The organism is Burkholderia sp. AU45274, assembly GCF_030482505.1.
In the GTDB taxonomy this organism is placed as follows: Bacteria; Pseudomonadota; Gammaproteobacteria; order Burkholderiales; family Burkholderiaceae; genus Burkholderia.
In genome coordinates this window covers 525,218-543,438 of the sequence record NZ_JAUJQE010000004.1, presented here as the reverse complement: position 1 = coordinate 543,438, position 18,221 = coordinate 525,218, and the positions used below count along the sequence as shown (strand labels likewise).

The following is an 18,221-nucleotide window of genomic DNA, read 5'->3' as shown; positions in this document are numbered from 1 at the left end:
TCGTTTATGCAACCCGTTGCATAAACGCATCCGTCATCTTGTACTGTGGCCCCGATATGGCAAGATGCGGTTCATTCCGCGGCCTCCTCCGATCCGACATGTCCCTGCCCCACGCACTCCTCACCGCGCTTGCCGAACGCCCGGGTTCGGGCTCCGAACTCGCCGACCGTTTCGATCGCTCGATCGGTTATTTCTGGCAGGCGACGCACCAGCAGATCTATCGCGAGCTGGGACGTCTCGAGGAAACGGGCTGGATCGAATCGCTGCCGGCCGAATCGGGGCGCGGCCGCAAGCGCGCGTACCGGATCCTGCCGGCGGGCAAGAAGGAGTTGCGCCGCTGGATCGCCGAACCGGAAGACCCGACGCCGCTGCGCGAAGCGTTGATGGTGCGCCTGCGCGCGGAAGCGGTGCTCGGCCCAGCCGGCCTCGAGGACGAAATCAGGCGGCGCATCGCGCTGCACCAGGAGAAGCTCGACCTGTATCTGCAGATCGAGGCTCGCGACTTTTCGGAAAGCGCCGATTCGCGCACGAAGCGCCTTCAGCACCTGGTCCTTCAAGCCGGCATCGCGAACGAGCGGTTCTGGGTCGAATTCTCGCAGCACGCGCTCGACGTGCTGCGCTTGCCGAAAGACTGAACGACTGAACGACTGACGGAGGACCTGACGATGACGCAGAAAACCGTGCTCTGCTACGGCGATTCGAACACACACGGTACACGCCCGATGACGCGTGCCGGCGTACTGGAGCGGTTCGCACGCGAAGAACGCTGGACCGGCGTGCTGGCGCAAACGCTCGGCGCGAGCTGGCGGGTCATCGAAGAAGGATTGCCCGCGCGCACGACCGTGCATGACGATCCGATCGAAGGCCGGCACAAGAACGGTTTGTCGTATCTGCGCGCGTGCGTCGAAAGTCACTTGCCCGTCGATGTCGTCGTGCTGATGCTCGGGACCAACGATCTGAAGACACGCTTCTCGGTCACATCGGCCGACATCGCGACGTCGGTCGGCGTGCTGCTTGCCGAGATCGCCGCGTGCGGTGCCGGCCCGTCCGGTACGTCACCGACGCTCGTGCTGATGGCACCTGCGCCGATCATCGAAGTCGGCTTCCTCGGCGAAATCTTCGCGGGCGGCGCAGCGAAGTCGCGGCAGCTCGCGAAGCGGTACGAACAGGTGGCAAGCGACGCCGGTGCGCACTTTCTCGATGCCGGCGCGATCATCGAGGTGAGCCCGGTGGATGGCGTTCACTTCGCGGCCGATCAGCATCGTGCGCTCGGGCAGCGGGTCGCGGCCCTTCTGCAGCAGATCGCGTAACGCGCACGAGCGCCGAACGGCAGCGGCGCGGCGTGTGCCGGAACACGGCACGCCGCGCGCGGAAAGCCGGTCACGCGTCCGGCAGGATCACCACCTTGCCCTTCACCTGCCGGTTGGCCATCCGCGCGATCGCATCGGCCGCACCGGCCAGCGACACACGCTCGGTGATCGCGGGTCGTACCTTGCCGGCCGCGAACCATTCGGCCAGCAGGCGCATGTTCGCGACATGCTGCTTCGGTTCGCGGCGCACCGCATCGCCCCAGAACACGCCCAGAATGTCGCGCTCCTTGAGCAGCGCCAGGTTCAGCGCGAGCTTCGGAATCTCGCCGGCCGCGAAGCCGACCACGAGGAACCGGCCGCGCCACGCGGTCGCGCGCAACGCCGCTTCGCTGTAGGCACCGCCCACCGGATCGTAGACGACGTCCGCACCGCGCCCGCCGGTCAATTCGTCCACGCGGCGGCGCAGGTCTTCGGTCGCATAGTCGATCGTCTCGTCGGCGCCCGCTTCGCGGCACAGCGCCAGCTTGTCCGCACTCGACGCCGCCGCGATCACGCGTGCGCCGAGTGCCTTCGCGATCTCGATCGCGGCGAGGCCAACGCCGCCCGCCGCGCCCAGCACGAGCAATGTCTCGCCTGCTTGCAGCCGCGCCCGCTGCTGCAACGCGTGCAGCGACGTGCCGTACGCCAGCACGAGCGCCGCGCCCTGCTCGAATGTCATGCCCGGCGGCAGCGCGGCAATCTGGTGCACGTCGGCCACGCACTGCTGCGCAAAGCCGCCGTGCCCGGTGAACGCGACCACCGCATCCCCCGGCTGCCACGCGGTCACGCCCTCGCCCACCGCGTCGATCACGCCGGCAAATTCCGCGCCCGGCGAAAACGGCAGCGCCGGCTTCACCTGGTACAGCCCCTGGACAATCAGCGCGTCGGGGAAATTGAGCGACGCGGCCTTCACCTGAACCCGGACCTGGCCCGCGGCCGGCTCGGGAATCGCCACGTCCTCGATGCGCAAGCTGTCGATCGGGCCGAATGCGGTACACAACAGGGCTTTCATGTTCGTCTCTCTCCTTGTGCGGCGTCGCCGCGCATCGAGTCATCCTGCGGGGCGCGCCCGCATGGCCGGTTCACGACGAATCCGCAACAGCCGACGGAATCGGCATCCGCGACATCGTCTTCATACCGGAATGTCGGTGAAGCAATGATCAGAACCACGCGTCGCGCATGTCGAGCGTCGTCGTGTCGACGCTCGCGAGCAGATCGAGCTGCGCATCCACTTTCGGCAATTCCCAGTTGAAGAAATAGCGGGCCGCCGCACGCTTGCCGTCGTGGAAATCGTCGGCGTGCCCGTGCGCGGCGAGCGTCACGTCGAGCCACAGCCATGCCACGACAAGATGGCCGAACGCTTCCAGATAGACGCTCGCGTTCGCGAGCCGCGCCTGCGGATCGCCGATCGCGCCGAGTTGCCGTGTGACCTCGACCAGCCGCGCCCACCGCCGCGCCAGCACATCGGCCCGCTCGCGCAGGTCGGCATCGAGCGTCCGCGCGCGTTCGACAGTCGCGCCGATCCGCGCATCGAGTGCGTGCAGCAACGCGCCATCGTCCTGTGCGACCTTGCGGCCCAGCAGGTCGAGCGCCTGGATGCCGTGCGTGCCTTCGTGGATCGGGTTGAGACGATTGTCGCGATAGAGCCGTTCGACCGCATAGTCGCGCGTGTAGCCATAGCCGCCGTGCACCTGGATCGCGAGGTCGTTCGCCGCGAGACACCACTGCGACGGCCAGCTTTTCGCGATCGGCGTCAGGATGTCGAGCAGGCGCGTGGATTGAGCGCGCACGTCCGCATCGTCGTGCGCGCGTGCTTCGTCGACCAGTTTCGCGCAATACAGGATCAGCGCGAGACCGCCTTCGACATAGGCCTTCTGCGCGAGCAGCATGCGCCGCACGTCCGGATGGTCGACGATCGGCGCCTGCGGCGCGGCGGCATCCTTGCCCGCCGGCCCGAGCGGGCGCCCTTGCGGCCGGTTGCGCGCATAGTCGAGCGCGTGCAGGTAACCCGTGTAGCCGAGCGCCACCGCGCCCGCGCCGACACCGATGCGCGCCTCGTTCATCATGTGAAACATGTAGGCGAGGCCGTGGTTCGGCTGGCCGACCAGATAGCCGATCGCGCCTGCGCGCCCTTCCGGGCGGTAGCGCGTGCCTTCGCCGAAGTTCAGCAGGCAGTTGGTGGTGCCGCGGTAACCCATCTTGTGGTTCAGCCCCGCGAGCACCACGTCGTTGTGCTCGCCCTGCGCCGCGCCGTCGCCGCCCGGCAGGTACTTGGGCACGATGAACAGCGAGATGCCGCGCGTGCCGGGCAGCAGCCGGCCGTGTTCGTCGGGAATCTTCGCGAGCACGAGGTGGACGATGTTCTCCGTCAGTTCGTGTTCGCCGCCCGAGATCCACATCTTGTTGCCGGTCAGCCGGTAGCGCGGGCCGAGCGGCGAATCGCCTTCGAAATCCGCGCGCGTCGCGATGTCGGACAGCGACGAACCGGCCTGCGGCTCGGACAGGCACATGGTGCCGAGATAGCGCCCTTCCAGCTCGGGGCGCGCAAATGCGTCGATCTGCGCGGGGCTGCCGTGCGCGACGAGCAGGTTCGCGTTGGCGGCGGTCAGGAACGGATAGGCGGACGTGGCGATGTTCGCTGCCTGGAAGAACAGGAACGACGCGGCCTCGACCAGCTTCGGCAAGCGCATGCCGCCGAGCGCTTCGTCGTGGCCTGCGGCGATCAGCCCGGCATCCGCAAAGGCGCGCACGGCCGGTTCGACTTCCGGGATCAGCGTCACGCGCTCGCCGTCGAACTGCGGCTCCTCGCGATCGCCGCGCGCCGCATGCGGCGCGAACAGGTCTTCGGCAATCCGCTCGCTGGTGTCGAGCACTGCGTCGAACGTCTCGCGACTGTGCTCGGCGTAACGCGGCAGCGCGACGAGCGCTTGCGCGTCGAGCCAGTCATACAGCAGGAACGCGAGATCGCGCCGCGACATCAACAGGCTCATCGTGCTGCCCTCCGCGTGCCCGGCGCCCGCGGCGCGCGGCCGGTACGCTGCGCGCCGCGGTCGATCCGCGCACGCCCGAACGATGCAAGCTCCATCACGTCTGTCTCCTGTCGGGCGGCCCGCCGGCGCGCGTCGTGGGCGCCGGTTGCCGGCACCGGATCTGTGAGTCGGTGACTGCTAGTGCTGGCGGGAATTTAGCACGGTCGTTCTAAACCGACAATGCCCGGATGCTCGCTTGCCCGGTCATCCGGCTGCAAGCGGGCCGGCGGGAAGGATCGTGAAAGCCGGCCGCGGCGCTCATGCGTCCGGCGGTGCCGGCCCGTCGTCGGCGAGCGTGCCGAGCGGCACGAACATGTAGCCCTTGCCGCGCACGGTGCGGATATAGCGATAGTCGCCGACGGCCTGCTCGATCAGGTTGCGCAGGCGGAAGATCAGCACGTCGAGCCCGCGCTCGGAACGCCCGGCCGTCTTGAGTCCGAGCAGCACGAGGATCTCGGTGCGCGACAGCACGCGCATCGGCTGCGTGATGAACAGCTCGAGCAGCGTGAACTCGCTCGCGCGCAACCCGAGATCGCGCCCCGCGCGGCTCGCGCGCCGGTTCGCGAAATCCACCTCGATGTCGCCGAATGCATAGGGCGCGGGAATGCCGGATGCGCGCGGCCGTTGAGGACGGGTCGCCGCGTGGCGGCGCATCGCGCAGCGCACGCGCGCGATGAACTCCATCGGCTCGAACGGCTCGACGACGTAGTCGTCCGCGCCGATCTCGAGCGCGACGACCTTGTCGGGCGTCTGCGCGCTGCGACTGAGCACGATCACCGGGATGTCGCACCCCGCGCGGCGCAGCGCGCGGAGCGCCACATACGCGGGCGTCGCCGGCTGCTCGACGCGCAGCACGACCAGCGCCGGCGGCCCCGCCGCCACGCGCGTCGGCAACATCGACACGTCGTCGAACGCGGCCGTATCGATCTGCGCACTGCGCAGCAACGCGCGGATCATGTCGCGCGTGCGCGGATTCGACTCTACGACGAGAACTTGGGTGGCCATGAAAAATTGCTCGACACGACAACCTGGACGACACACGCCGACGTTGCGCCGATCCTGCCGGCTCGCGCGCCGGCGATCGCGCGGTGCCGGCTCCTACCCCTGCATGCAGCAATCGAGACTCGTCGCGAAATAGCCGAGGCTCTTGCGAATCGACGTCTCGACGTCGCGCACGTCGCGGGCGGCGGGCGACCGGCCGAGCAGCGTCGCGACGATGTCGAGCGCTTCCCACGGATGCCGGTCGTCGTAGTCGGCATGCAACTTGAGCCAGCGCATCGCGCGATGCCGCGCCGCCGGATCGAACTGCGTCTCGTACGACGACGCACACAGCAGCGCGCTCCATTCGCCCGTCACGCCTTCGATCGCATAGTTGGTCGCGGCGATGCTCGGCGCGAGTGCGTCGGCGCTGGCGCTGCGCCAGCACCAGTGGCTCAGTGCGAAGCCGTCCGGCGACGCATCGCCGCCCAGCATCATGTCGATCGTCACGCCGGACTCGGCGGCCCAGTTGGCCCAGTGGTCGACGTGATTCTGCTCGACGCGGATGTTGCGGATCAGGTAGCGCCGCGCCTTCTCGTCGCCGCGCGACCGATACGCGGCGGTCTTCACCAGGTTCATCGCCATGTACTCCGGAAACTGGCTGACCACCGCCCAGCCGGTCACGAAGAACGTGCGCAGCTGCGACGCGCGCAAGGTGCCGGCGCTCATCGCCGCGAACACCGGATGCGCGAGAACGCGGGCCTTCAGCTCGTCGGTCGCGCCGACCACATCGCGCAACCAGCCGGGATAGCTGGCCAGGTCCATCAGGTCGCCGGTCAGCTCAAATGGAGCACTCATGCGTTCGATCCTCCGTGGTTCAATGAAAGCCCCCTTCCTGCCAGGGCGCGGGGCGGCCGAAGTAATAGCCCTGGCAATAATCGACGCCCAGCGCGCGCAGCATGTCGGCCGTCGCCGTATCCTCGACGTGCTCGGCGACGGTGCGGTACTGCAGCACGTGCGCGACGTCGTTGATCGCGCACGCGATGCCGCGCTTGATGTGGTCGGACGTCATATTCGACACGAGGCCGCCGTCGATCTTTAGATAGTCGATCGGCAACTGGCGCAGATACGAGAACGACGACATGCCGGCGCCGAAATCGTCGAGCGCGAACCGGCAGCCGAGATCGCGCAGCTCGCACATGAAGCGCGACGCGATTTCCAGGTTGCGCACCGCGCTCGTCTCGGTAATCTCGAAGCACAGCAACGACGGATCGAGCGCCGACGCCGACAGCTCGGCCATCACGAATTCGACGAAGCGCTCGTCGGTAATCGACATCGCCGACAGGTTCACGTTGTATTCGACGTACTGGCGCCGCTCGAGCCGCGCGAGGCGCCGGATCACGGTGCGCACGACCCAGCGGTCGATCATCGTCATGTGGCCGTAGCGCTCCGCGGCCGGCAGGAACACCGGCGAGATCAGCTTGCCGTCAGCGTCCGGGATGCGCAGCAGGATTTCCGCGTGTTCCTGCGCGTCGTGTCCCGACTGGATCGGCACGATCCGTTGCGCATACAACTGGAACGAATCCGTTTCGAGCGCCGTCTTCACGCGGCGGCTCCATTGCATGTGATACGCCTGGCGGCCCGAATTCAGGTCGCGCGAATCGGCGACGTGCACGCGATTGCGGCCGCGGTCCTTCGCGACATAGCAGGCGATATCGGCCATCTGCATCGCCGTCTCGACGTTGTCGGGCCGGCATGCGAGATCCAGCACGCCGATGCTGACGCTGATCTTGAACGGCTCGCCTTCCCATCGGAACGTGAAATCCTCCACGCTCGCGCGGATCCGCTCGGCCTTGCCGCCGTCCGGCACACCGTCGCGGCCGGCCGGCAACAGGATGCCGAACTCGTCGCCGCCAAGCCGACCGACCACGTCGGCGTCGTCGAGGCCGCGCCGGAACAGCGCCGTCGCGTCGCGCAGCAGCGCGTCGCCGGCCGCGTGGCCGCATACGTCGTTGATTTCCTTGAAGCCGTCCAGATCGAGCACCATCAGCATCCCGCCCGCGCGCTGCGTCAGCGCTTCACCGAGGCGCCGCTCGAACTCGGAGCGGTTGATGAGGCCGGTCAGCGCATCGTGCGACGCCTGCCAGGTCAGCTTCTCGATCAGCTGGTATTCGCGCGACATGTCGCGCAGGATCAGCACGTATCCGACGCAGTGGCCCGCCGCGTTGTCCATCTTCGACAGCGAGGCGCGCACGGCCACCGCGGAACGGCACCCGCGGATCAGGTCGAGATCGCGCGTGAAGGTGTGATCGCCGCTGTTGCTGAACGACGCGAGCAGCTTGATCGACATGCCGGTCGACGTATCGATCAGGTCCAGCACGTCGTTGATCGGCTTGCCGACGCACTGGTCCGACGATGCGCCGAGCAGTTGCTCGGCCGCCGGGTTGAGCGTCTCGATGCTGCGCGTGAGGCCGATCGTGATGATCGCGTCGGCCACCGAGCGCAGCGCGGCTTCCGCGAACGCCTGGCTCCGGTCGAGCTCCGTCTGCATCGACAGCTGCTGACGTCGCGCTCGACTCGCCCAGCGCACCGACAGCAGGAGGATCAGCAGCGACGCCACGAGGTACGACAGGAACAGCTGGATCACCGCCGAGCGGAATTCGGCGCTCAGTTCGTCGGAAAAGCGCTTCGGCAGCGGCTCGATGCGCGAATTGAGATCCCAGATCTCGCGGTTCAGACGGCGCGTGCGGCGCACGTCGGCCGCCTGCACGGCCTCGCGCAGCGCGTCGGCAAGCCGGCGCAGGTCGACCAGTTGCCGGTCCGCGTCCTCCCAGTACCGCAGCGCGACGCTCAGGCTCGCGAAGCTGCTCAGGAGCGGATAGAACCACACCACCGCCGCCGCATCGACGGGATTGATGCCGGCCGCGATCATCGCCGCGCGCGCGATGCCGGAATCCGCCGGCACGCCGACCATCGCGCGGCGCGCGACGCCGAGAAACGTGAGGGTCCGGTCGGCCGTCAGGTAGTCGCCGAACAGCTTCTCGTCGCCGGTCTGGCCATAGCGCGTCAGCAGGATCACCTCATCCTTCTGCGCCTTCGACCAGCTGCTCTCGCCGCCGACATACACACGCAGCGACATGATCACGATCAGGCTGACCGCAACGAACCCCGCCAGCGCGACGATCACGACAACGATCGGCAGGATGCCCAGCGCCGGACTCCACGGCCACACGTAAAACGAGCTGCGCTCACTCTGGCGCTTCGACATGTTTTCCATACTGAATGGCTGCTTTTCTGATTATTGTCGACGCCACCGGCCGGGCGTCCGGCATCGATGCCTCTCCCTGCTCCGCGCCCGCGTGGCTCGCCGCGCCCCGGGGCGGCTAGGTCGTCCTCACCCGGCACGACGACCCGACGCCGGCATTCGCCACGGCATCGACCGCCAGGATGCGGCGCGCTTCGTCCCGGATCACGCGATGGCAGTCGCACCCGTGCCGTTCGAGATTCGCGAGATCCGACAGCACGATCGCGCCGCGGTGCTGATGGATCAGGCCCAGTTCGTGGAGCTGCCGCGTGGTGTCGGAGACGGTCTCGCGCCGTACGCCCAGCAACTGGCCGAGCATGCCGTGCGTGACGGGAATCTCGATGCTGCGCGAGCGCTCGTAGGCGATCAACAGCCATCGGCCGAGCTGCTGCCGCATCGCGTGATGACGGCTGCAGAACATCACTTGCGACGCCTGCGAGAGCGCGAGCTGCATGCGTGCGAACACCTGCCGCCGCATCGCGGCCGATGCGTCGCACGCTTGCGCGAACCGGCGTGACGGCAGCCGGTAGGCGAAGCCGCCGCGATAGACGACCACGCGCCGCTGCATCGCACTGCCGATGATGTCGTCGCACACGACACCCTCGCGGCCGATTTCCGCGACACTCAGCGTCGCCTTGCCCCCTGACGCGTACTGCAGCGAAATGCCCGCCGTCACGGGGAAATAGGCGGCACCGGGGTTCTCGCCGGCTTCGCACAGCACCTCGCCGGTCTTGAGATTCGCCAGCTGCAGATGAGGCGCCAGTTCCGCGAGTTTCATTCCGTCAAGCGCAGCCAGGAAATGATTGGCACCAAGTGCATGCGGCAACTCGATGACGTTGTTTGCCTCGTGTATCACGGCGCACCTCGTACGTTGTATCCCTGCCCCTGCCATCGAACTTCATGCTCTTTTAAACCGGATGGATTTTCTGGTTTTCCCGGCTTTGACGCTTTCATCCCGGTTTCATTGAGCAAAAAGGTATCACGCAGGCCCGTCCTTCGCGCCGCCCCGCCTTTGTTACATGAAGTAATTTGACAGTTTATTCAGCCACATGGAGTTTTTTCACGGCCAATCATTCATTGAACGCTTAAATCTCCGCTCAACAAAAATGGATTCCTTTTGAATCATTGAAAATTACCAATGAAATTCAATTCCCCGGAATGCGATTACATCCGCAAATCAAAATAATTCATTATCTGAAATAATGCGGGTTGAGTGACATGCCCCACACTTCCGCGATGACGGGCGTGGAATGAGCGGGCTCGCGCCGGCATGCCGTGCCGACATCGGGTGAGGCCGCGCGCTAGTGCGCGGCTGCGGCGCCGGACGTGCTGCCCGCGTCGAGCGACGCGGCGCGCAGCGCGTCCGCCGGATCCGGAAAATCGCGCTGTCGCAGTTGCGCGAGCTGCGCGTCGCGTGCGTCGGGCGCGAGGTGTTGCGCGTCGAGCCGCGTGCGTTCAGCGGTGTAGTCGCGATAGCGCGCTTGCCAGGCGTCGTCGCGCTGCTGCATCTGCACGACCCGCCCGGCGATGTCGGCGCCGAGCTGCGCGCGCAGCGCATCGGGCGTCGCGCGCTGCGCGTCGAGCCGTGCGACCGTCGCGATCGCGTCACGCTGCCGCGCGAGCCGCTCGCGTGCGTCGCGCATGCCGGGCGGCAGCGACTGATCGAGCGCGGCCAGACGTTCGCGCTTCTGCGCATCGCCGAGCGACGGATCGCGCGCGATCCGGATTCGCTCGAGGTCGTCGCGCTGCTGCCGGAATTCGTCGCCGAAAAACGGCGGGCTCCAGTCGCCGAGCCAACGGCTCGCGAGCGACGCGCGCCGCTCGAGCGCACCCGCGATCGCGTCCGGATCGAGGCCGGGGCCGGGCGACGCGACACCCGGCTGCGCATCGAACGCCGCGACGCACGCGCGATAGCGCGGCCACAGGTCGAGCGCATCGCGCTGCGCGAGCGGGCCGATCGGCTGCGCGGCGAGCGCGCGCGCCACCAGCGCATCGAGCGCGGCCGGCGTCAGATCGTGCCGTGCGAGCAGCAAGTAATCGAAGAATTCCCGCACCGCGCGCCGCTTCGCGAGATGCCCGTCCGGCCCGACCGGCAGGCGCGGCGCACTCGACCCCGCCAGCGCCGCGGGCAGCGCGACATCGGCCCCGGCGCCCGTGGGCGGGCGCACCGCCGCCGCGCCGGGCGCCCCGGCGTCGATGGCGGGCGCGGCGCCCGCGACGGCCGCCGGCACCGCAGGCGGGCCGAGCGCGTGCCACACCGCGGCCGCCGCGATCGTGCCGGCCGCGCCATATAGCACTGCGCGCTGCAACAGCGTCCCGGTCCTCATCGCTCACACGCCCTGCAGTTTCAGCCGGTTCGCATGCACGCGCAGTGCCGCGACCGGATCTTCCGCATACGCGCCGCGAATGCCGAGCAACTGGTTGATCGCGTCGAAGTGATTCCAGCGGTAACGCGTCGAGATGACCGTGCCGAACAGCGCGCTGCAGGTCGACGTGAAGCCGTCGTTCGGCCCCGCGCCGGCCAGCGCCATGACGTTGCCGGCCGTCAGGAACATCAGCGTCGACGGATCCAGCACATTGGCCGGGTCGATGACGGGAATCACGCTGGTGTCGACGGCCCCCGTCACGATGCCGAGCAGCGAAACGGGCTGGTAGGCGGCGCCGCTCCACGAATACAGCAGATGCAGGTTGCCGCCGATCGTCTCGGCCGGTGCGCCGGTGCCGCACGCGCCGGCGCCGAGGCCCGGGCTCGGGAACAAGCGGTTGAACTGCGCGGTAGACGTCGTCCCGAGCGCGTTGAGCGCGGCGATCGCATCCTGGTTCGTATTGTGCTTGTCGCTGGTGAGGATCCCGAACAGGTTCAGCAGCGTGCCGAACACCGGTGTCGTGAGGCCCGTCGGGTCGAGCTTCAGCGCGCCCAGCACGAAATCGGCGAACTGCGAGCCGCGATGCGGCGTCGCGATCGTCGTGACCGACGCGACCAGCGCGGGCGCGACCGACGCCACGTAGCGCGACGTCAGCCCGCCCTGGCTGTGCCCGATCAGGTTCACCTTGGCCGCGCCCGTGACCGCGAGCACCTGCTTCACGTACGCGAGCAGTTGCTCGCCGCGCCCGTTGGGACCGAGATCGCTCTGGAAACCGGACAGGTCGGCGACATAGACGGTCGCGCCATGCCGTTGCAGGTCGGCCTGCATGCCGTACCAGTACGGCACGACGCCGAAATAGTCGTCGGTACCGGTCAGGCCGTGCACGAGGATGATCGGATAGCGGGTGGCCGCGTAGTGGTCGAGCGCGGCGCCGGCCGGCGGCGTAGCCAGCGCGACGCAGGCGAGCAGCGCCGCGCGGGACAGGAAGCGCGCGCACACGCGAGCCAGGCGTCGCGCGAGCGCGGCGCGCCGGTCGATGAAGCGGTCGATGTCATGCATGTGCGTGCTCCCCGGTTGCGCGGGCGGCCACGTGCCGCTGCCAGGCGATGAACGCCGGCGCGCCGACGACTTCGAGCGCCGTGAAGCCGACGAACGGCGGCCACGGCAGCCCGAGCGACGCGAGTGAAATCAGCCGCCCGATACCGCCGAGAAAGATCATCGCCCAGAGCATCGCGAACAATCGACCCTGGCGCTCGATTCGCGGGATCACCGAGAACGCCGCGAGCCCGAGCCCGAACCACACGCCCGCGTAGAAGCGCAGGTTGCCGTCCAGCGTCGCGTCCGCGGGCAGCGCAATGCCGAGCGACGCATACAGCGGATCGTGAATGCCCATCATGCCGAGCCCCCCTGTGATCGTCGGGACCAGCGCAAGCACGGCGGTCGCCGCCTGAAGCGCACGTTTGCTCATTCGAATTCTCCCTGCCTCGTCATCGATAGAAAATGCCCAGCACCTGCACGCTGCTCGACTCCGGCATCGCACCGAAGCGGCTCCACGACGGCCCGTCCTGACGCAGCCACTGCAGCGCGACGTCGAACCGGTCGAAGCGGCGACGCAGCTCGACCCAGTATTGCCGGCCGCCGCCGAGATCGGCCTGCATGAAACCCGACAGGTCGAGACGGCGCACGCCGACATTGCGCCACGCCGCCATCAGGAACACGCCGTGACGGGTCTGCAGCTCCTGCGCGGCAATGGTCGTGCGCACCGCGCTGCCCCACGCGTACGGGTTCGCGCGCTGCAGCGATCGCCACTGCGCGGCATCCGCGCCGCCGCCGTTGCTCTGGAATTCGGCGCTCAGCGACAGGTCGACCGGCAGCGTCCACGTCGCGCCCACCGACGAACTGGGGCGAAACGCGCTGTCGTGGCCCGCGCCGGTCGCCCGCGCGATCAACGAGCGCCGGTAGCCGCCCGCCCATTCGACGTACGCGACCACCGAGTTGCCGAGCAGCACGCTCAGGTTCTGGCCGAACTGCGGCGCCTGCCCGCTTTCGCCGTAGACGATCCATTGCGGCTGGAGCGCGGCGGTGAACCGCTGGCTCGCGACGAGCATCCAGCGATCGACGCCGTTGGTGCGCTGCAGGTCGGACGCCGCGGCCGCGTCGCCCGGCAGGGCGCGGCGTTCGAGCCGCGGCGACAGCAGCGCCGCGACGGAGCCCGTGTCCCACACCTGCTGCGCGCGCAGCGCGACGGTGCCGAGCCGGTTCGTATGGCGGCTGTCCGGGTCGGGCGGCACGTCGAGGCTCACCGCGCCCGCGCGGAAAAAGTCGGTCGGGTTGTAGCCGATCGCCGCGCCGAGCCGCTCGTTCACGCGCCCCGCGTCGACGACGAACGCCGGCGACGCACGCCAGCTCGCATACGCTTCCTTCACGAGCGTCACGTCGCGCGACGACGTGCGCGACGTCCCGAGCGGATCGAAGCGGTCGAAGCGCATCGAGAAGTGCGCGGCGAAGGCCGGCGTCAGCCACTGCCCGTATTCGAATTCGATCGACAGCTGGTTGCGGCCCGCATCGCCGCCGTCGCGATAGCGGCTCGTGCGCAACGCGTCCTGCACGTTCAGCTTCCACGGCTTCGCGGTATCGGCCGACGGCGCGGGCGACTGGTCGGCGAGCGTGAGCGCCGCGGCGTCGGCCGTATCCACGTCGGCCGTATCCACGTCGGCCGTATCCACGCCGCCCGCACCGCCCATGCCGGCCGCCCCCACCGCCCCGCCCGCCTCGGTCGCGCACGCGAGCGCCGGCAGCAGCACACACGCGAGCGCGGTGATCCGGCCTCGACGCCGCACCGTCATTGCGCCTGGAAGCGGGACAGGTAGTCGCGCTGCAGCCAGCCATCGGGAATGTCGCGCCATGCGTAGTCGGAAAAGCGCATGACCGTGACCCAGTTGCTGTCGAGCCCGTCGATGATGACGGTCTCGGTCGGCCGCTCGACGCCGAGCTGCATCGTGTAGCGCCGGTAGAACGCCGTCTTCAGCAGCCGGTCGCTTTCCGAATAGAAGCGCGCCTTCAGCGGCCGGCTGTTCGCCGCGTCGATCCAGATCTCGATGCGGCGGTAGGTCAGCCCGTCGCCGTGGCCGGTGAGCGCGAGCCGGTATGCGCGGCGCGTCTGCCGGTCGCCGTCGGCGATGTCCTCGATGCCCTTCAGCTCGGCCGTATAGTCGTGCGCGAGATTGACCGTCACGACGTCGCCGTTGGCGGCCTGACCGAGCAGCCGCTGGTCCGGCGAGATCCGCACGCTCGCCTGGTTCGCCGGATCGTAGAACCACAAGTCGTTGCCGTTCTTCAGCATCAGCTTGCCCGTGTCGCGCGCCGGCGCGACGAAGCGCACCAGCGTGCGGAACGCGCCGCCCGGCGCATCGGGCTTCGAATAGATCGACAGCGTATTGCCGTCGACCTGCTTGCCGGAGCGGTACTCGACGAGCGTCGCGGTCAGCACGAACGATTTCTCCGGCGTGCGGATCGCGTCGCTCGCCGCGAGCACCTTCTGCGGATCGGGCGCCGGCTGCGCAGGCGCGACGCCGGCCAGGAACGAAAGACTCAGACAGCATGAAACGAACAGGCGACGCACGTGCGCTCTCCCGAAAGTGAAATGAACGAACCACGCGATGCACGGGCGGCATCACACATGCCGCAGCGCGTCGACGATCGACAGCCGCGCCGCATGCCGCGACGGCAGCCACGCGGACAGCCCGGCCACGCACGCGAGCCCGACGAACGTGACGGCGATCGAGCGCCACTCGCCCCACACGCGCACCGTCAGCGCGACGGCGTCGATCCGCGCGGGCGGCGTCCACGCGAGCCCGCTGTGATTGACGGCCGCTGCGATCGCGAGCGCGACCAGCACGCCGAGCGACGCGCCGGCCACGCCGAGCAGCGCGCCTTCGCAGACGAACAGCGCCTGGATGCCGCCGCGCCGCATCCCCATCGCGCGCAGCGTGCCGATCTCGACCGTGCGCTCGATGATCGCCGTGCTCATCGTGTTGCTGATCACGAACAGCACGATCGCGCTGATCAGCACGAACACGAAACCGAAGATCACCGAGAACATCCGGTTGGTCTGGTCGTAGAACGGGTTCAGCGTCGCGAAGTCGACGACGTCGAGCGGCTGGCCGTCGAAGCCGCCGTGCAGCAACTGCGCCAGGCGCGCGCGCGCCGCCGGCAGATCGGTCGTGCGCGCGAGCTGGATCTCGATCGCGGTCGCGCGCGGTTCGGCGCCGCCGTAGACGAGCCGCTGTGCTTGCGGCAGACGCACCGCGAGATACACGTCGTCGAGTTCCTTCACGCCCTGCTGCTCCGCCTTCACGACCGAGAAGCGGCCGACGTTCGGCGCCCCGCCCGCGCTCGCGGTCAGCACCTCGATATGGGTCGCGCCGCCGTCGGCCGGCCGCGCACCGGCCTCGCCCTGCGCGAGCGCCAGCACGTCGGGCGGCGCGGTCGCGGCCGGGCCGTCGGCCGGCGGCTCGGCCGGCCCGGCCGGCGCGTCCTGGCAATCCGGCACGTGCAGCGGCCCGCACAGATGCAGCACGCGCGCGACGCCGAGGCCGACGATCGCCGCGTCGTCGGCGCTGCCTCGCCACGCGAATTCGCGCGGCCGCAGCGGAAAACCGTATGCATTCCATTGCTGCATCCGGTACTGATCGTCCGGAATCGCGCCGAAGCCCATCACCGTGCGCGACACGCCGGCCGCGAAATTGCCGGCGATCCCGCCGAACTGCAGCGTCGGCGTGACGACCTGCAGCAGCGGAGCGAGCTGCGGATCGCGCCGCAGTTGCTCGATCAGCGCCGGGTAGCGGCGAATGCCGTACGCGGCAGGATCGCCCGTGCCGTACAGGAAATAGCCCTGCCGCTGGATCTGCAGATGGCCGCTGCGCTGCACGAAGTCGGTCTGCAGGCCGAGCGTGATGTCGCGGCTGAAGCCGCCGAACAGCAGGATCGCGCTGACGCCGACGATCATCGCGAGCAGCGTGGTCAGCGAGCGCCGGCGGTTGCGCTGCAGGTTGCGCAGCGCGAGCATCAGCGTATGGGTCATCGGCCTGCCTCCTGCGCCGCGGCATCGTCGCCGCCGCGGTCGTGGCCGACGATGCGGCCGTCGAGGATCCGGATCACCTCGTCGGCGACGCGCACGACCTGCGGATCGTGCGACGACACGATGATCGACACGTCGCGCTCGCGCTGGATCGCGCGCATCAGTTCGATGATCGCGTGCCCGGTCGCGCTGTCGAGGTTCGCGGTCGGCTCGTCCGCGAGCACCATCGCCGGCTCGGCCGCGAGCGCCCGTGCGATCGCGACCCGCTGGCGCTGGCCGCCCGACAGCTGGCTCGGCCGGTGCCGCGCCTTGTCGGCCAGCCCGACCGCATCGAGCAGGTCCCGCACCCGCGCCGCGCGCCGCGCGGGCGCCCAGCCCGCCATCAGCAGCGCATACTCGACGTTCTCGTACGCGGACAGCACCGGCAGCAGGTTGAACGTCTGATACACGTAGCCGACGTGGCGCGCACGAAAATCCGACAACGCGTCGTCGGATAGCGACGCGGTGTCCTGGCCCGCGATCGTCACGCGTCCGCTGTCGGGGCGGTCGATGCAGCCGATCATGTTCAGCAGCGTCGTCTTGCCGCTTCCCGACGGGCCGCTGAGCACGGTGAAGCGGCCCGCGTCGAGCGTCGCCGACACGTCGGCGAGCCCGGTCACGCGCACGCTGTCGAGCAGGTAGGTCTTCGACAGGTGTTCGACGGTCACGAGACTCACGACGCCCCTCCCGCGCGCACGTGCCGCACCGGCGCCGCTTGCGACGCGCTCGCGCCGGCGTGGGCGCCGGCTTCGCCGGGTACGGCCGGCAGCCCGCGGATCAGCCGCCGCAACTGCAGCCGGTAGGCGAAATGCTCGACCTCGATCACGTGCCGCGGCGTGCGATGAAACGCGATGCCGCCGCTCCAGTCCGAGCGGCCGCGCGTGATCAGCCGGTCCAGGCGCGCGGCCTTGCGCGGCGCCGCATCGCGTGCATGCAGGTAGCGGGCGAGCAGTTGCGCCTGATAGTCCATCAGTGGCCAGTTGCCGGTCGATGTCTGAAACAGCCCGATGAAGAACAGGTCGCGGTGCTGCGCGTCGAACATGTTCAGGTACAGCGACGGCCGCGACTTCGGCCATTGCAGATGCGCCTGGTCGATGAACGGAAAGCTCGGCCGGTAGCCGGTCGCGTACACGATCACGTCGACCGGCTCCTCGCTGCCGTCGACGAACACGACGCGATCGCCCTTCAGCTCGCGCACGTCGGGCCGCGCGGCGAGGTCGCCATGGCCCAGGTGATAGAACAGCGTCGAGTTGATGATGAAATGCGATTCGAACAGCTTGTGGTCCGGCTTGCGCAGCCCGTAGTCCGCCGGCTGCCCGGCCGTGGTCAGGCGCAGCAGCCGCTCGCCGAAAAAACGCCGCGCCCACAGCGGCATGCGCAGCCGCAGCGGCCATTCGGCCCACTCGTCGGCCGGCATCCCGAACAGGAATTTCGGCCAGTAGTAGTAGCCGCGCCGCGTGCTGTGGAACACCGCGCGTGCATGATGGGAGGCCTCGACCGCGATGTCGCAGCCGGAGTTGCCGGCGCCCACCACCAGCACCCGCTTGCCGCTGAAGATCTCCGGCGTGCGGTACTGCGACGAATGCAGCTGCAGCCCGTCGAAGCGGCCGGGATAGTCGGGCAGTTGCGGATGCGACAGATGGCCGTTGCAGACGATCACGCCGCGATAGGTGCGCACCTCGCCGCGATCCAGTTCGACGCGCCACTGCGTGCTGCCGGCAACCGGCGCGATCTCGAGCACCGAGCGGCCGAACTCGATCCGGTCGTACACGCCGAAGCGCCGCGCGTACGCTCGCAGATACGCGAGCGCCTGGTCGCCGCGCGCGTAGGTCGGGTAATCGTCGGGAATCGGAAAATCGGTGTATTCGGAAAACCGCTTCGAGCTGATCATGTGGATCGAGCGATACACCGCGCCGCTCGGCCGGCCGTAGTACCAGTTGCCGCCGACATCGTCCTCGCGCTCGATCACGTCGAAGCCGATGCCGGCCGCGAGCAGGTTCTTCGCGGCGGCAATCCCGGCCGCGCCCGCACCGATGATGCAGTACCGTGCGCCGTCGTTGCGTTCCGTCATGGTGG

At 68.7% G+C, this 18,221-nt stretch carries 16 protein-coding genes; 2 read left to right on the top strand and 14 right to left on the bottom strand.

Annotated features, from left to right (window positions below):
- Positions 1 to 98: 98 nt before the first annotated feature.
- Positions 99 to 635, top strand: a complete 537-nt coding sequence (locus tag QZM35_RS18350; RefSeq protein WP_174975641.1) for a PadR family transcriptional regulator — start codon at positions 99 to 101, stop codon at positions 633 to 635.
- 30 nt (positions 636 to 665) lie between these two features.
- A complete protein-coding gene (locus QZM35_RS18345) occupies positions 666 to 1,310 on the top strand; it encodes an SGNH/GDSL hydrolase family protein (protein WP_301776563.1) in 645 nt (214 codons plus the stop codon).
- 70 nt (positions 1,311 to 1,380) lie between these two features.
- On the opposite strand, the gene QZM35_RS18340 is transcribed toward QZM35_RS18345, so the two are convergent.
- The 14 genes from QZM35_RS18340 to QZM35_RS18275 form a co-directional block, all read right to left on the bottom strand.
- Positions 1,381 to 2,361 (bottom strand): NADPH:quinone oxidoreductase family protein, encoded by a 981-nt coding sequence (locus QZM35_RS18340; RefSeq protein ID WP_089430913.1) that lies wholly within the window; start codon positions 2,359 to 2,361, stop codon positions 1,381 to 1,383.
- A 148-nt stretch (positions 2,362 to 2,509) separates the two neighbouring features.
- The gene (locus QZM35_RS18335; protein ID WP_089430912.1) at positions 2,510 to 4,339 is read right to left on the bottom strand and encodes an acyl-CoA dehydrogenase; all 1,830 of its coding nucleotides are present in this window, start codon (positions 4,337 to 4,339) and stop codon (positions 2,510 to 2,512) included.
- Between the two features lie 297 nt (positions 4,340 to 4,636).
- Positions 4,637 to 5,383, bottom strand: coding sequence for a response regulator transcription factor (locus tag QZM35_RS18330; RefSeq protein ID WP_089430911.1), 747 nt, complete (start codon positions 5,381 to 5,383; stop codon positions 4,637 to 4,639).
- A 93-nt stretch (positions 5,384 to 5,476) separates the two neighbouring features.
- Positions 5,477 to 6,214: a TenA family transcriptional regulator gene (locus QZM35_RS18325; RefSeq protein WP_089425088.1), complete on the bottom strand. Its 738-nt coding sequence runs from the start codon at positions 6,212 to 6,214 to the stop codon at positions 5,477 to 5,479.
- A gap of 19 nt (positions 6,215 to 6,233) precedes the next feature.
- Positions 6,234 to 8,633, bottom strand: a complete 2,400-nt coding sequence (locus QZM35_RS18320) for a bifunctional diguanylate cyclase/phosphodiesterase (protein ID WP_301776562.1) — start codon at positions 8,631 to 8,633, stop codon at positions 6,234 to 6,236.
- A 106-nt stretch (positions 8,634 to 8,739) separates the two neighbouring features.
- The gene (locus QZM35_RS18315; protein ID WP_089425086.1) at positions 8,740 to 9,516 is read right to left on the bottom strand and encodes a Crp/Fnr family transcriptional regulator; all 777 of its coding nucleotides are present in this window, start codon (positions 9,514 to 9,516) and stop codon (positions 8,740 to 8,742) included.
- Positions 9,517 to 9,961: 445 nt separating this feature from the next.
- On the bottom strand, positions 9,962 to 10,987 hold the full coding sequence (locus tag QZM35_RS18310) for a lipase secretion chaperone (RefSeq protein ID WP_301776561.1): 1,026 nt from the start codon (positions 10,985 to 10,987) through the stop codon (positions 9,962 to 9,964).
- A gap of 3 nt (positions 10,988 to 10,990) precedes the next feature.
- Positions 10,991 to 12,085 carry a triacylglycerol lipase gene (locus QZM35_RS18305; RefSeq protein ID WP_301776560.1) on the bottom strand — a complete coding sequence of 365 codons (1,095 nt, stop codon included), beginning with the start codon at positions 12,083 to 12,085 and terminating at the stop codon, positions 10,991 to 10,993.
- Positions 12,078 to 12,494, bottom strand: a complete 417-nt coding sequence (locus QZM35_RS18300; RefSeq protein WP_089425083.1) for a DUF4345 domain-containing protein — start codon at positions 12,492 to 12,494, stop codon at positions 12,078 to 12,080. Before QZM35_RS18300 ends, QZM35_RS18305 begins: the two co-directional genes overlap by 8 nt.
- A 19-nt stretch (positions 12,495 to 12,513) precedes the next feature.
- Complete coding sequence (locus QZM35_RS18295) at positions 12,514 to 13,770, bottom strand: hypothetical protein (protein ID WP_301776624.1); 1,257 nt, start codon at positions 13,768 to 13,770, stop codon at positions 12,514 to 12,516.
- A 98-nt stretch (positions 13,771 to 13,868) separates the two neighbouring features.
- Complete coding sequence (locus tag QZM35_RS18290) at positions 13,869 to 14,648, bottom strand: outer membrane lipoprotein-sorting protein (protein ID WP_089425082.1); 780 nt, start codon at positions 14,646 to 14,648, stop codon at positions 13,869 to 13,871.
- Between the two features lie 51 nt (positions 14,649 to 14,699).
- Complete coding sequence (locus QZM35_RS18285) at positions 14,700 to 16,109, bottom strand: ABC transporter permease (RefSeq protein WP_301776559.1); 1,410 nt, start codon at positions 16,107 to 16,109, stop codon at positions 14,700 to 14,702.
- Positions 16,106 to 16,822, bottom strand: a complete 717-nt coding sequence (locus tag QZM35_RS18280; protein WP_089425080.1) for an ABC transporter ATP-binding protein — start codon at positions 16,820 to 16,822, stop codon at positions 16,106 to 16,108. Before QZM35_RS18280 ends, QZM35_RS18285 begins: the two co-directional genes overlap by 4 nt.
- Complete coding sequence (locus tag QZM35_RS18275) at positions 16,819 to 18,216, bottom strand: NAD(P)/FAD-dependent oxidoreductase (RefSeq protein WP_301776558.1); 1,398 nt, start codon at positions 18,214 to 18,216, stop codon at positions 16,819 to 16,821. The genes QZM35_RS18280 and QZM35_RS18275 overlap by 4 nt, the downstream gene beginning before the upstream one ends.
- Positions 18,217 to 18,221: the final 5 nt, after the last annotated feature.